This window comes from Serratia sp. JKS296 (assembly GCF_900215445.1).
Classification (GTDB): Bacteria; Pseudomonadota; Gammaproteobacteria; order Enterobacterales; family Enterobacteriaceae; genus Serratia; species Serratia marcescens.
Map to the genome: position 1 here is coordinate 1,610,651 of NZ_OCMX01000001.1, position 13,989 is coordinate 1,624,639.

At 59.1% G+C, this 13,989-nt stretch carries 13 protein-coding genes; 6 read left to right on the plus strand and 7 right to left on the minus strand.

Features of this window, described 5'->3' with window-relative positions:
- Window positions 1-41 precede the first annotated feature (41 nt).
- From CRO23_RS07620 to puuR, 3 genes are all read right to left on the minus strand, one after another.
- The gene (locus CRO23_RS07620; RefSeq protein WP_097101664.1) at window positions 42-1,037 is read right to left on the minus strand and encodes an ABC transporter permease; all 996 of its coding nucleotides are present in this window, start codon (window positions 1,035-1,037) and stop codon (window positions 42-44) included.
- Window positions 1,034-2,545: a sugar ABC transporter ATP-binding protein gene (locus CRO23_RS07625; protein ID WP_097101666.1), complete on the minus strand. Its 1,512-nt coding sequence runs from the start codon at window positions 2,543-2,545 to the stop codon at window positions 1,034-1,036. Before CRO23_RS07625 ends, CRO23_RS07620 begins: the two co-directional genes overlap by 4 nt.
- A gap of 155 nt (window positions 2,546-2,700) precedes the next feature.
- The gene (gene puuR, locus CRO23_RS07630) at window positions 2,701-3,258 is read right to left on the minus strand and encodes an HTH-type transcriptional regulator PuuR (protein WP_016927000.1); all 558 of its coding nucleotides are present in this window, start codon (window positions 3,256-3,258) and stop codon (window positions 2,701-2,703) included.
- A gap of 395 nt (window positions 3,259-3,653) precedes the next feature.
- Between puuR and CRO23_RS07635 the strand changes: the two genes are divergently transcribed.
- Both CRO23_RS07635 and CRO23_RS07645 read left to right on the plus strand, forming a co-directional pair.
- Complete coding sequence (locus CRO23_RS07635; RefSeq protein ID WP_097101668.1) at window positions 3,654-5,072, plus strand: glutamine synthetase family protein; 1,419 nt, start codon at window positions 3,654-3,656, stop codon at window positions 5,070-5,072.
- A 535-nt stretch (window positions 5,073-5,607) separates the two neighbouring features.
- A complete protein-coding gene (locus tag CRO23_RS07645; protein WP_004935642.1) occupies window positions 5,608-6,975 on the plus strand; it encodes an APC family permease in 1,368 nt (455 codons plus the stop codon).
- A 71-nt stretch (window positions 6,976-7,046) separates the two neighbouring features.
- Here CRO23_RS07645 and sbcB read toward each other — a convergent pair whose 3' ends face one another.
- From sbcB to CRO23_RS07660, 3 genes are all read right to left on the minus strand, one after another.
- Complete coding sequence (gene sbcB, locus CRO23_RS07650; protein ID WP_016927002.1) at window positions 7,047-8,474, minus strand: exodeoxyribonuclease I; 1,428 nt, start codon at window positions 8,472-8,474, stop codon at window positions 7,047-7,049.
- Window positions 8,475-8,564: 90 nt separating this feature from the next.
- Window positions 8,565-8,753 carry a DNA polymerase III subunit theta gene (locus CRO23_RS07655; protein ID WP_016927003.1) on the minus strand — a complete coding sequence of 63 codons (189 nt, stop codon included), beginning with the start codon at window positions 8,751-8,753 and terminating at the stop codon, window positions 8,565-8,567.
- A gap of 54 nt (window positions 8,754-8,807) precedes the next feature.
- A complete protein-coding gene (locus CRO23_RS07660; RefSeq protein ID WP_016927004.1) occupies window positions 8,808-9,014 on the minus strand; it encodes a hypothetical protein in 207 nt (68 codons plus the stop codon).
- A gap of 258 nt (window positions 9,015-9,272) precedes the next feature.
- Here CRO23_RS07660 and CRO23_RS07665 point away from each other — a divergent pair, with 258 nt between their 5' ends.
- Window positions 9,273-10,382: an SDR family oxidoreductase gene (locus CRO23_RS07665; protein WP_097103078.1), complete on the plus strand. Its 1,110-nt coding sequence runs from the start codon at window positions 9,273-9,275 to the stop codon at window positions 10,380-10,382.
- Window positions 10,383-10,416: 34 nt separating this feature from the next.
- On the opposite strand, the gene CRO23_RS07670 is transcribed toward CRO23_RS07665, so the two are convergent.
- Window positions 10,417-11,163: a S24 family peptidase gene (locus CRO23_RS07670; protein ID WP_019453597.1), complete on the minus strand. Its 747-nt coding sequence runs from the start codon at window positions 11,161-11,163 to the stop codon at window positions 10,417-10,419.
- Window positions 11,164-11,338: 175 nt separating this feature from the next.
- Here CRO23_RS07670 and CRO23_RS07675 point away from each other — a divergent pair, with 175 nt between their 5' ends.
- The 3 genes from CRO23_RS07675 (at window position 11,339) to tmaR (ending at window position 13,746) form a co-directional block, all read left to right on the plus strand.
- Window positions 11,339-12,106: an N-acetylmuramoyl-L-alanine amidase gene (locus CRO23_RS07675; RefSeq protein ID WP_016927007.1), complete on the plus strand. Its 768-nt coding sequence runs from the start codon at window positions 11,339-11,341 to the stop codon at window positions 12,104-12,106.
- 94 nt (window positions 12,107-12,200) lie between these two features.
- Window positions 12,201-13,268, plus strand: coding sequence for an FUSC family protein (locus tag CRO23_RS07680; RefSeq protein WP_016927008.1), 1,068 nt, complete (start codon window positions 12,201-12,203; stop codon window positions 13,266-13,268).
- A gap of 160 nt (window positions 13,269-13,428) precedes the next feature.
- Window positions 13,429-13,746 (plus strand): PTS system regulator TmaR, encoded by a 318-nt coding sequence (gene tmaR, locus CRO23_RS07685; protein WP_004935612.1) that lies wholly within the window; start codon window positions 13,429-13,431, stop codon window positions 13,744-13,746.
- Window positions 13,747-13,989: the final 243 nt, after the last annotated feature.

Below are 13,989 nucleotides of genomic sequence, written 5' to 3' on the forward strand. Positions count from 1 at the left end.
ATTAAAGGGAAAAGCGGCGCAGCGGGCGTGCGCCGGGGGCATCAGCGTTTCTGGATGTAGGTGATGGCCAGCGCCAGCGCCAGCACCAGGCCTTTGATAATGTCCATGGCGTAGTAGGGCACCGACAGCATCACCAGGCCGTTTTGCAGCACGCCGAGGATCACCGCGCCGATCAGGGTGCCGAGCGCATTGGGTTTGCCGGAGCCCGCCAGCGAGAAGCCGATATAGGCCGACGCCACCGCGTCCATCAGATAGCCGCCGCCGGCATTGACCTGCGAAGAGCCGATACGTGACGCCAGCAAGATGCCGCCAAGCGCCGCCAGCCAAGAGGAAATGACGTAAGCGGCAACCCTGTAACGCACGGTGCGGATGCCCGACAGACGCGCCGCCTCGGGGTTGCCGCCGATGGCGTACATCCGGCGACCGTGCTTGGTCAACGACAGAAACAGCTGCACCGCCACGGTGACCGCCAGCATGATCAGCACGATCACCGGCACCTGGCCGAGGGCGGAAAACACCTCCGGGATCAGGCCTTCCGCCATGTCGCCATTCGGTAGCACCATGTTTTGGGTGATGGAACCGCCGTAGCTGTAGGTCATCGCCACGCCCTGGATCACGAACAGGCTGGCCAGCGTCGCCAGCATATCGGGAATTCTGAACACCACGATCAGCAGGGCGTTGAACAGGCCGACCAGTGTGCACAGCAGCAGCGTCACCACGATGGCGCCGGTGGTGCCGAACCCGTGCCAGACGAACAGCGAAATCACCAGCGCGTTGGCCAGTGAGGCGGTTGAGCCGACTGACAGATCGAAACCGCCGACCGACAGCGAGATAGAGACGCCGATGGCGATCACTGTCACGATGGCGATCGAACGCAGGATATTGATGATGTTGTTGGCATCGAGAAAATTGTCCGACGCCAGGCCAAACAGGGCGATCAGCGCCGCCACGGTCAGCAGCATGCCCCACTTGTAGAGGAAATCGAACAGCTGTTGGCGCCAGGGCAGCGCCGGCCGCAAGGCAAATTCTTTACTCACGCAGGGGTTCCTCCGGTGGAATAGAGCAATAAGGTTTCTTCGTCGATGTCGGCGGCGTTCAACTCCGCCACGATGCGGCCGTCCCACAGCACGCAGATGCGATCGCACAGGCCAATCAGCTCGGCGAACTCGCCGGAGGCGTAAATCACGCCTTTGCCGGCGCGGGCCAGGCCGTCGATCAGGCTGAACAGCTCCTGTTTGGCCTTGATGTCCACGCCCTTGGTCGGCTCATCGAAGATCAGCACCTCGGCGTCGCCGCGCAGCCATTTGCCGATCGCCACTTTTTGCTGATTGCCGCCTGACAGGCGCGCCAGCCGCTGTTGCGGGCCGGAGGCGCGAATGTTCAGACGCTGCATGATCTCGCGCGCCCAGCGCAGTTCTTGCCGCCGGTTGAACAGGCTCCAGCGCGAGAAGCTGTCGTCGGCGCTGACGCTCAGGTTCATAGGGATCGCCTCGTCGATGAAAATGCCTTCTTTGCGGCGTTCTTCCGGCACCAGCGCCAATCCTTGTTCGACCGACAGGTGCGGCGCGCGTGGCGCCCAGGGCTGCCCGCGCAGTTCGCCGCGCTCAAGCTGCACGGCGCCGGCGCCGAACAATGCCTTGCACAGTTCGGTTTTGCCCGCCCCGGCCAGCCCGGCGATGCCGAGGATCTCGCCCTCATGCAACCGCAGCGAAACGTCGCGCAGCTTATGGCGATCGCGCAAGCCCTCCACCTGCAGCAGCGTTCGCTCTGGGTGCGGCGGGCGCGGCGGCGGGAAAATGTCGTCCAGCCGATGGCCGAGCATCTTCTCGACGACCTGTTCGCCGCTCAGCCCGCGCATGGCGTCTTCGCTGACGCGCCGGCCGTCGCGCAGCACCGTCAGCCGATCGCAAATGTCGCTCAGTTCGTGGATGCGGTGGGAAATAAACACGATGCCGATGCCTTCGGATTGCAGGCGGCGCACCACGTTAAACAGGCGCTCGCTCTCGGCGCGATCGAGCGGCGCGGTCGGCTCGTCGAGCACCAGAAAACGGCAGCGGTGCGACAGCGCGCGCGCCAGCAGCACCTGCTGTTTTTCCGCCAGCGTGCAGTCCGCCAGGCGTCTGCGCGGGTTGAGCGGCAGCGCCCATTGCTGCAGCAGCTGCGCGGCGCGGCGGTGCAGCTCCGCCCAGTTCAGCCAGTGGCCCGGCTCGTTCAGCCAGTCAAGCATGATGTTTTCCGCTACCGACAGCGTGGTGATCAGCGCGACGTCGACCTCTTGCTGCACCACGTGAATACCGTGACGGCGCGCCTGCAGCGGGGAGTGGATCGCCACCGGCTGGCCGTCGATCAGGATCTCGCCGCGATAATGATCGTGGGCGCCGGAGAGGATCGCCATCAGCGTCGACTTGCCCGCGCCGTTGGCGCCGACCAGCGCATGGATTGATCCGCCCTGCAGCGTGAAGTCCACGTCCTGCAGCGCGTTGAAGCCGGCGAAGGCGATCGAGATATTGCGCATCTCGAGGCGTGAAGGCGTTGCGGTTGACATAGGGTAGTAAGGCCGTTTAGATGTTTAGATGGCTGTTTTGCTCTGTTGTAACACAGATTGCGCCGTTGGCAACCAACAAAATGGCATAACGGCGATGAAAAACGTGGAGAGGCAGGGGCGCAACCCGCGTCAGGCTGCGCCGGTGCGAGAAGCGGTCAGAAGGTGGTAGGGGTGTGTGCGCTGACGATGCGGCAAATGCGCGCCGACGTATTGCTGAAGCTGTGCGGAATGCCGGTGTTGATGGCGTAACTCTGACCGGCGGTCAGGCAATAGCTCTGGCCGTTGATGGTCAGCACGATCTCGCCCTCCAGCAGGGTGCCGATCTCTTCGCCCTGATGCTTGATCTTTTCGCCGGTGGTGGTGCCGGGCTGGTAGGTTTCCAGCATCATCGCCAGGTTGCGCGTCGGGCTGCCGTTGTGCACCAGCTTCATCGACACCCCCTGGCTGCCGATCTCAATCAGATCTTCGGCGTCGATCACCACGCGCGGTTCGTCGACGGCCTCCGGTTCGGCAAAGAATTCAGACAGCGACAGGCCATACACCTTCAGCAGCTTTTGCAGCGTGCTGATGGCCGGGCTGACCTTGTCCTGTTCGATGGTGCTGATCGCACTGTGGGTTAACCCGGACAGTTCGGCGACCCGGCGCTGCGACAAACCCAATTGCTGACGGATCTGTGACAGGCGTTTGCCCGGTGCCAAGCTGGCTTCGCTCATAGCGGTACTTCCTTCTGGTAAGGGCGACAGGTAGAAATGAAGATCGCTATCGGGTGCCTGTCTGGTCGATAACGATGCTGCATGATATCGGTAGTTAGGGTGGGTTTGGAAAATATATTGCCCATATTCACTCTCGGTGCGTTGGACGAAATAGTTGACGTAAAAATGGCAGCAAGGCCTTTTCGGTCAATATTTTATCAATTTAGCAGTCGGTGATGAATAATCAAACAGGATTGTAACATTTGCAAACCCATTCTGTTAATACTATGTTTCATATTGTGGATGTTATTTTGAGCGCCCGGCAGCGGCGCGACCTGGCGAGAAATCCAATCATGTGTTGAATCGAACGGCGGACGGGCGCTAACGCGCCTTAAGAGCATAATGGCGGGTGACGTATGCAAACCAATAGCGCAGCAGTTGAACATTTTGCACAGCATCATGAAGAGAGGCGAAGTAGCGCGTTCCAAAATGAGGTTGCTCATTATTTGGAACGCTATCCCGCCACGCAGTATGTCGATATCCTTCTCACCGATCTCAATGGTTCCTTCCGCGGCAAGCGCATACCCGTCTCAGGGTTGAAAAAACTGGAAAAAGGCAGCTACTTCCCCGCGTCGGTGTTCGCCATGGACATCCTCGGCAACGTGGTGGAGGAGACCGGTCTTGGGCAGGAGCTCGGCGAGCCTGATCGCATTTGTCTGCCGGTGCCCGGCTCGCTGACGCCGTCGGCCGCCGATCCGGAGCATATCGGCCAGGTGTTGCTGACCATGCTGGATGAAGATGGCACTCCCTTTGACGTTGAACCCCGTAATGTGCTGAACCGCGTGTGGCAGGCGCTGCGACAGCGCGGCTTGTTCCCGGTGGCAGCGGTAGAGCTGGAGTTTTATCTCATCGATAGGCTGCGCGACGCGGAAGGCGATTTGCAGCCGCCGTGTGCGCCCGGCACCCAGGAGCGCAACACCCAAAGCCAGGTGTATTCCGTCGATAACCTGAACCATTTCGCTGAGGTGCTGAACGATATCGACGCGCTGGCGAAGCTGCAGGGGCTGCCGGCGGACGGCGCGGTGGCGGAGGCGTCGCCGGGGCAGTTCGAGGTCAACCTGCGTCATACCGACGATATTTTGCTGGCCTGCGATCACGCGCTGGCGCTGAAGCGGCTGGTGCGGCTGGTGGCCGAGAACCACGGTATGCACGCCACCTTTATGGCCAAACCCTATGAGGATTACGCCGGCAGCGGCATGCACGTGCATGTCAGCATGCAGGACGGGGCGGGCAACAACCTGTTCGCCGACGGCGAAGGCGAGGATTCATCGTTGCTGAAACAGGCGCTGGCCGGAATGATCACCCTGATGCCGGCGTCGATGGCGCTGCTGGCGCCGAACGTCAATGCCTATCGGCGTTTCCAGCCGGGGATGTATGTGCCGATCCAGGCCGCCTGGGGCCACAACAATCGCACCGTGGCGCTGCGCATCCCCTGCGGCGAACCGGAGAATCATCGGGTGGAGTACCGCGTGGCCGGCGCCGACGCCAATCCGTATCTGGTGATGGCGGCGATCCTGGCCGGCATGCTGTACGGGTTGGACAACGCGCTGCCGTTGCCTGAGCCGGTGACTGGCAACGGGCTGGAGCAGGAGGGGCTGCCGCTGCCGATCCGCCAGAGCGATGCGCTGTACGAGTTTGAACATCAGCACGCGTTGACCCACTATCTGGGCGAGCGTTTCACCCAGGTGTATCACGCCTGCAAGACGGACGAATTGCTGCAGTTTGAACGGCGGGTGACGGAAACCGAGATCGACTGGATGTTGAAAAATGCCTGAATGGGCGTATAAAGTAAGAAGTATGTGCGGGCGACCGGCCTGCCGGTAGCGGATTAATTCGCCTGCCGGGCTGGTTTTCCGTTCGATCGACAAAAAGAATTTGTATTTGAGGGCTTCCGGATCTTGTCATCCGGAGGCATTCTGGTGCAAAATATCTCAAATGCAGATAGCCGACGTTTTGAAAGCGTCGGTTATTTTTTTTGCATTTAGTTTTACCAACGTAGCGTTTCATACACCAAGCGAGGCCGGACACCGATCCGGATAGATAAATAGTTTCGTGCACGATCAAACAAAACTTTATGGTCGTGACTCATGAGGATTAGAAAGATGGGGCAATTTTTCACTTTAGCGCCGGTGCCCGCCGGTTTCCGCTGTGGCCGCAGCGACTATGGAGCAGCCGAGGTTACCTCGACCCGTTATCCAGCTTACAACCCCCTTCTTTTAGAATTAAGTCGCTCGTTGCGAAGTTTCCCCGCAACCTTAAGTCTTGGCGTGTCCGCCATCCGCAAGGCTCAAGGTAAGGGGGGGCTGAACAATGTCCGATAACACCCTTAACGCCGCTCCGGCTCAGCGCACTCAGCTGCGTAAAACCCTGACATTGGTTCCGGTAGTGATGATGGGTCTGGCTTATCTGCAGCCAATGACCATCTTCGATACCTTCGGCATCGTATCCGGCCTGACCGATGGTCACGTCGCGACCGCGTACGCCTTCGCTCTGCTGGCGATCCTGTTTACCGCCCTGAGCTACGGCAAGCTGGTGAAGAAGTTCCCTTCCGCCGGTTCCGCCTACACCTACGCCCAGAAAGCCATCAGTCCGCACGTCGGCTTTATGGTGGGCTGGTCATCGCTGCTGGACTACCTGTTCATGCCGATGATCAACATTTTGCTGGCCAAGATTTACCTGGAAGCGATCTTCCCGGGCGTCCCGTCCTGGATCTTCGTGGCGGTGCTGGTCGGGTTGATGACGATTTTCAACCTGCGCGGCATCAAGCTGGTGGCTAACCTGAACTCCATCATCGTGGTGGTGCAGGTGGCGATCATGATCGTATTCCTGGGCCTGGTGATCAACGGCGTTTACCACGGCGAAGGCGCCGGTACGCTGGTCAGCAGCCGCCCGTTCTGGTCCGATAACGCTCACGTGGTGCCGATGATTACCGGCGCGACCATCCTGTGCTTCTCGTTCCTGGGCTTCGACGGCATCAGCTCGCTGTCCGAAGAAACCAAAGACGCAGAGAAAGTGATCCCGAAAGCCATCTTCCTGACGGCGCTGATCGGCGGCATCATCTTTATCGTGGTGTCTTACTTCGTGCAGCTGTATTTCCCGGACATCTCGCGCTTCAAGGATCCTGACGCGTCGCAGCCTGAAATCATGCTGTACGTGGCGGGCAAGTTCTTCCAGTCGGTGATCCTGGTGTTCTCCTGCGTGACGGTATTGGCGTCAGGCATGGCGGCGCACGCGGGCGTTTCGCGTCTGATGTATGTAATGGGCCGCGATGGCGTGTTCCCGACTCGCTTCTTCGGCTATGTGCATCCGAAGTGGCGTACCCCGGCGCTGAACGTGCTGCTGGTTGGCGCCATCGCGCTGTCCGCAGTGTCGTTTGACCTGGTGACCGCGACTGCGCTGATCAACTTCGGGGCGCTGGTGGCCTTCACCTTCGTCAACCTGTCGGTGATCTCGCAGTTCTATATTCGCGACAAGATGAACCGCACCGTGAAGGACACGTTCAACTACCTGATCTTGCCGGTTATGGGCGCACTGACCGTCGGCGCGCTGTGGATCAACCTGGAAGCCAGCTCGATGACGCTGGGCCTGGTCTGGGCGGCCATCGGCCTGATCTACCTGGCCTTCGTCACCCGCAGCTTCCGTCTGCCGGTGCCGCAAGCGAGCGAAGACGCCGCCTAAGCGCGAGCCGTCTCCTCAGCCACAAAAAAGGCCGCTTTCGCGGCCTTTTCCTTTTCTGCTTGCTGCGGGTTTTATCCCACCAACTCTTTGCCGTAATCGAACAGCGCTTTCAGCAGGGCGGTTTTCTCTTTGTCGCCTTCGTGCAGGTTATACAGCGATTCGAGCTGCAGCAGATAGCTCTGCACGCGCTCCGCGCTCAAGGCTTCCTGACGGTGTTGCAGCCAGCGGCGCTGCTCGGCGTCGTCCAGCGTATTCGGGTAGTTGCGCGCGCGGAAGCGGAACAGCAGCTCTTTCATGCGGCCGTCGCTGAAGGCCAGATCCAGCGCCGGCAGGTTCTGCGGCTTGGTCTGCTGGATAATCCTCATCGCCGCCTTGTCGGCGTCGCTGAAGAAACCGTCGTACAAGCGGGCGTCGACGTCGTCGGCGCCTTTGAACGGCTCGGCTTCGGCGAACAGCGCGACCACTTTCTCGCGCACTTCCGGATGCTGTTTCAGCAGCTGCAGATTTTGCAGACACGCCTGACGATCGATGCCCAGCCGCTCGGCGTTCTCCGGCAGCAAGGTTTTGGCCGGCGCCAGCACCGGACATTTGTTGATGTGCACCAGCTTGATCGGCACCGGCGCCTGATCCGGCGCCAGATCGTCGCGGCGGGTGTACAGCCGTTCACGCAGTTGCTCGGCGCTCAGCGTCAACAGCGGCGTCATGTCGCCGGCCAGATCGCACATGATCACCGCGTTCTTGTTGTCCGGGTGCCAGGCCAACGGCGACACCCAGCTGGTGTTGCCGCGCGCCGCGCCGAACATGCCGGAGACGTGCACCAGCGGCGTCATGTCGGCGACGTCGATCAGGGCGTTCAGCTTGTGCTTGTTGCGGTGCTGCAGCAGGAAATCGAACAGCCGCGGCTGCGCCTGCTTGACCAGCTTGGCCATCGCGATGGTGGCGTAAACGTCCGACATCGCATCGTGAGCCTGCGTGTGTTCGACGCCGTTGGCGCGCGTGAGGTGTTCGAGGCGGAAGCTGGGGAAACCGTCTTCGTTTTCCGGCCAAACGATGCCGTCCGGGCGCAGAGCGTAGCAGGCGCGCATCACATCCAGCAGATCCCAACGCGAGTTGCCGTTTTGCCAGCTGTAGGCATAGGGATCGTAGAAGTTGCGATAGAAGATATTGCGGCTCACTTCGTCATCGAAACGGATGTTGTTGTAACCGAGAATGCAGGTGCCGGCCACGCTGAAGGCCTGATGGATTTGGCGGGTGAACTCGGCCTCGTTAACGCCTTTGGCTCGCGCCACCTGCGGCGTGATGCCGGTGATCATCACCGCCTCGGGTTCCGGCAGGTAGTCGTCGGCCGGGGCGCAGTAGATGACCAGCGGCTCTTCGATAATGTTGAAATCCATATCGGTGCGCACGCCGGCGAACTGCGCCGGGCGGTCCAGCGACGGGCTCTTGCCGAAGGTCTCATAGTCGTGAATGTAAAATGTGGCCGTTGCCTTGCTGCTCAAAATCGCGTCTCTTCAGTGGCGGATACAATATGCCCCTATTGTAACGGCGTGGGGAGCGATGCCAAGCGGCGGTTAGCGAAATGCGCGCAATTACGCACGGCGATAGAAATCCAGCCGCTGATGAAAGTAGGGGAGCAGGTGGTCGGGGATCTGTCGTTCTGTTTCCGCCTGGGTCGAGGCGATGCCGTAGCGCTCGTTGTAGATCACGCTGATGGCCAGCAAATCGGTTTCTATTTTCTCGCGTTGCGCCTGCGGTAAGCTATCCAGCTTTCGAACCATCGTTATCTCCCTGTTAACCTTAGGGTATAATAGGATCGTTAGCGGGTCTTGTCCCTACCCATTCCGAGGGGAGGTGGACGCCTGAGCGCTTTGCTGTGAGCTGGAAGTCAGACTGTGACGCGCGGCGAACTCGCTCTGCGCCTGGTGCGCATTGAGGCGATCCGCCCGGTTATACAGCGAACAGGCGCCGCTTATCACCGCCCCCCAAAACAGGGTGCACAGCAGTAAAACCCCCAACCAGATTTTTTGGTTATAGGTCATAAGTCCTCCACGGACGAAAAGAGAAATAACATTGACCGTTAAATTAAATCAGGCACTACATCAATGGTATTTAAACGGCGGAGATTAATCATGGAATCTACGCGGTTCTTTTGTTACTAAACCCAGGGTGGATGTTTCAAAAGATTCCTTAAGATAATATTAAGAAAAGTGAGTCTGGGCGCCGTAATTCTATTTAATATTTGTTTAAATATCCGCAGATACAATCTCCCACATTCAATGCCAATGTGGGTGACAATGATGAAAACGCTACTGTTGACCGGCGCTACCGGCTTTCTCGGTGGTGCAGTTCTTGAAAAATTATTGATTGAAAATCAGTCTATTAATTATCTTTTGCTGGTGCGCGCCGATGATGCGCAGCAAGGGCTGGCCCGTATTCGTGCGAATATGGAAAAGTTTAATATCGACGCGAATCTGCTGTCTAAAATTACGATGGAAAATATATTGTTGGGCGATCTTTCCGAGCCGGCCGACTTTTTAACTGACGCACGTATTAACAATGTCACGCACGTTATTAACTGCGCGGCCGTTGCTTCATTTGGTAATAACCCGCTCATTTGGAAGGTAAACGTAGAAGGCACTCTGGCTTTTGCTGAAAGAATGGCGCAGGTGCCGGGATTAAAACGCTTCCTGCACGTCGGCACCGCCATGTCCTGTTCGCCGGAGCCGGGTTCGCTGGTGGCGGAGAGCGGCGAATTTGAGGAGGACGCCGAGCACCTGGTGGAATATACCCGTTCCAAATCCACCATCGAACAGCTGATCCGCCAGCGCTGCCCGCAAATGCCGTTGACCATCGCTCGTCCGTCGATTGTGGTAGGGCACACCCGCCTGGGCTGCCAGCCTTCCAGCAGCATTTTCTGGGTGTTTGGCATGGCGCTGATGCTGCGCAAGTTCATGTGCTCGCTGCAGGACAATATCGACGTGATCCCGGCGGACTACTGCGCGGATGCGCTGGTGATGCTGATGAACAGCGAAACGCTGGAGAACGACGTTTATCACATCTCCGCCGGTGAGGAGAGCAGCGTCAGCTTTGCTGAAATTGACAACGCCATGGCGGCGGCCCTGGAAAAAGCGCCGGTGGGCGATGAGTATGCGCAGGTGACCTATGACGCGCTGGTGAAAATGCGCCGTCAGCTGAAAGACATTTTCGGCCCGTGCAACGAGCGGCTGATGCTCAAAGCGATGCGCCTGTACGGCTCGTTCGCCATGCTCAACGTGCGTTTCAGCAACGAGAAGATCCTCAAGCTGGGCATGCCGAAACCGCCGCGTTTCACCGACTACATCGCCGGCTGCGTGCAGTCGACGCGCGGGCTGTCTATCCAGCAGCAGATGGTGGTGGACTTCAAATAACCGCCGGGCGCAACGGGCGCCCGAGGTTGCTCTGCTACCAGGACGAAGACGACCAGAAGACGCGGCCGAGCACCACCAGTTGCTCCTTGCGCTGCTGATAGCTGAGATGCTCGTCCTGGTACTCTTCCCGGTTGAGGGAGCGGATGATGACGCCGCCGTCCGGCTGCTCGATCAGCACCTTCACCCGCAGCAAATTGCCGTGGCGGATGGCGTAGGTCTTGCCCTCGCGGATGCGCGTGTCGTCGGTGTTGATGCCGACCACGTCACCGTCCTGCAGGCGCGGCTCCATGCTGGAGCCGGAGATGCGGATAATGCGCGCGGCGTTGACCGCCACCCCCATCTTGTGCAGATAGTAACGGCGGAAGATCAGCGAAAACTCCTCGCGATCGACGATTTCGTAGCAGCCGTCGCCGGCGGAAAAATCAATATCCAGCAGCGGGATTTCCACAAACTCTTCCTTGTCTTGTTCGGTATCTTCCCATACCACCGGTTTCAAACGGGCGGGCTGGAAGTCCGACTCCGCCGCCACGTTGTCAAACGGGCGCACCAGCTGCTTTTCGTGAAACACGTCGAACCAGCCCTTGGGCAAATTCAGCCTGGCCTCGATCCGCCTGGCCAGATTGTCGCCAAGATTGCGGGAGGATTTTTCCCCGATGATTTGGCTCAGCGTCGGCGCGGAAGACTCAACCAGCGTGGCGAACTCATTCTGGTTGACGCCTTGCCGGGCGTAGCGGGCCATCAATTCGCGCAGATTGTTGCGCCTGATTTCTTTAGTTTCCATCGTGCAATGATCGCACTCTTTAGCAAAAAGGTAAATAACGATTTTGCTAAAAAACACTTGCGCATAATTTAGCAATTAGCTAAAACAAAAGGGTGGGCCAAGGGTTCACCCGTGCGGGGCGGCCTGTCATGATGAGGAGCCGCTCAGTGAAATCAAACGAGAGAGGGACTTTACGATGTACAAGATTGATTACAATAGCTACCGATCGGTCGCCAGCTTCGGCCACCGCGTGCGCTTTCTGGTGCTGCACTACACGGCGCAAAACTTCGCCGACTCGGTGACGTCGTTGACCGGAAAATCGGTCAGCGCGCACTATCTGGTGCCGGATCCGACCGAGGCGACCTATCAGGCGGCCGGCTTCAGCGGCGTGCGCATTTTCAACCTGGTGGACGAGAACGAGCGCGCCTGGCATGCCGGCAGCAGCCAATGGGGCACCCGCAGCAATATCAACGACACCTCGATCGGCATCGAGATCGTTAACCTGGCGAGCGGTGACGGTGAAAACATCACCTTCCCGCCGTTCAATCCGCAGCAGATTGAGGCGGTCACCCAGCTGGCGCAGAACATCCTGCAGCGTTATCCGGACATCTCGCCGGTGAACGTGGTGGCGCACTCCGACATCGCGCCGGGCCGCAAGAGCGATCCGGGCCCGCAGTTCCCGTGGCAGCAGCTGTATCAGGCCGGCGTCGGCGCCTGGTATGACGAAGCGACCAAGCAGCAGCGCCAGCAGGAATACTGCAGCCAGGGCCTGCCGGCGCAGGCCGATCTGCTGAAACTGTTCGCCCAATACGGCTATGACACCTCGGCGGCGAACACCGCAGAAGGCTATCGCCAGCTGGTGCGCGCGTTCCAGCTGCACTTCCGTCCGCAGAAGTATGACGGCGTGATGGATGTCGAAACCGCCGCCGTTCTGCGCGCGCTGGTCGACAAGTACGCCGCCTGAGCCTGACCGCGAATGGGGGACGCCTCATTCGCCTTTTCCTCGCCGGGCTTCCTCCGCTAAAATAGCGGCCTGGCTGGTCTTTATCGGAGGCATCGTGCGCCTCGATCGAAAAATCTCTCCCCTTGAACTGCTGACCTATCGCCACTATCGCGTCGTTCACGGCGTGCGCATCGGGCTGGCGTTTATCCTGACCTTTCTGCTGATCCGCCTGCTGGCGGTGCCCGAAGGCACCTGGCCGCTGATCACCCTGGTGGTGGTGATGGGGCCGATCTCGTTTTGGGGCAACGTGCTGCAGCGGGCGCTGCAACGCATTGCCGGCACGGTGTTCGGCGCCGCGTCCGGCCTGATCGCCCTGTATCTGGAACTCTATTCGCTGCCGCTGATGCTGGTCTGGTGCGGCGTGGTGATGTTCGTCTGCGGTTACCTGACGCTCGGCAAACGGCCGTATATGGCGCTGCTGGTGGGGATCACGCTGGCGGTGGTGTGCGGCGCGGGCGCCGGCGACATGCACACTGCGCTTTGGCGCAGCGGCGACGTGATCTTCGGCTCGCTGCTGGCGCTGCTGTTCACCAGCATCTACCCGCAGCGCGCCTACATTCTGTGGCGCATGCAAATGGCGGACTGCCTGCAAACCGCCGCCCGAATTTACGGCGCCTACTTTTCGCCGAACGTCATTGAGCGGCCGCGGCTGGAGCCGCAGCTCAAGGATCTGTTGAATCAGGTGGTGAAGCTGCGCAGCCTGATCGTGCCCGCCAGCAAGGAAACCCGCATCCCCAAAGCGGTGTTCGAGGCGGTGCAAACCCTCAGCCGCAATCTGGTGTGCACGCTGGAACTGATGGCCGACGCCTACTGGGCTTCGCGCGAAACGCACTTCATCATGCTAAACGCCCGCACGCTGCGCAGCACCCAACTGCTGACGCTGAGCTCGCTGGAATCGCTGGCGCTGCTGATGCGCGAAGGGCCACAGGCGCAGCGGCAGGCGGCGGCGGGGCAGCTGGCGGAGATCGCGGGCGAGCTGAAAACGCTGATGCAGGAGGTCAGCCTCGGCCAGCACGGCGAAGCGCCGATTTACGGCTATGTCTGGCTCAGCATGGAGCTGGCGCAACAGCTGGAGGAGTTGGGGGATTTGCTCCAGGTTTGCACCGCCGCCGGGCGTGAATAAGGGGTCAGATCATGAAGGCGGCGCTTTGGGTTTTGGCCGCCGGGGCAAAGTGGGTAAGATAAGGCAATCACTGTTGTGCCGGACCGCCACAAACCTGTATCTTGGTGCCATGTGGCCGTAAGCAAATGAATCTGTGTATTACTAAAGCAAGGGTATAAAGATGGATAATGCAAATAAGCCAAGTTTCCAGGACGTGCTGGAGTTTGTGCGTATGTTCCGCCGCAAAAACAAACTGCAACGCGAAATCGTCGACAACGAAAAGAAAATTCGTGATAACCAGAAGCGCGTGCTGCTGCTCGACAACCTGAGCGAGTACATCAAGCCCGGCATGAGCATTGAAGACATTCAGGGCATCATCGCCAACATGCGCAGCGACTACGAAGATCGCGTTGATGACTACATCATCAAAAATGCCGATCTGTCCAAAGAGCGCCGCGAGCTGTCCAAAAAGCTGAAAGCGATGGGTGAAGTGAAGTAACCCGCTTTATCGGGCCGGGCGCGATGCCTGGCCCGCATTCCTGCCAATCATCTTCTTCCTGCCGTTTCGATCATCTCCCGATCCTCATCGATCCCGTAAATGGGATCGCGATCCGCATTTGTAGCATTTTTAGCCGCAATGTTAACGAACTGTGATTTTGCTCAAACAATTATTTTTGCAGCTTTGGTTATATGTCGATCAATGTTCACGTTGTCATTTTGAGTTTTCGAGATGTTTTATGAT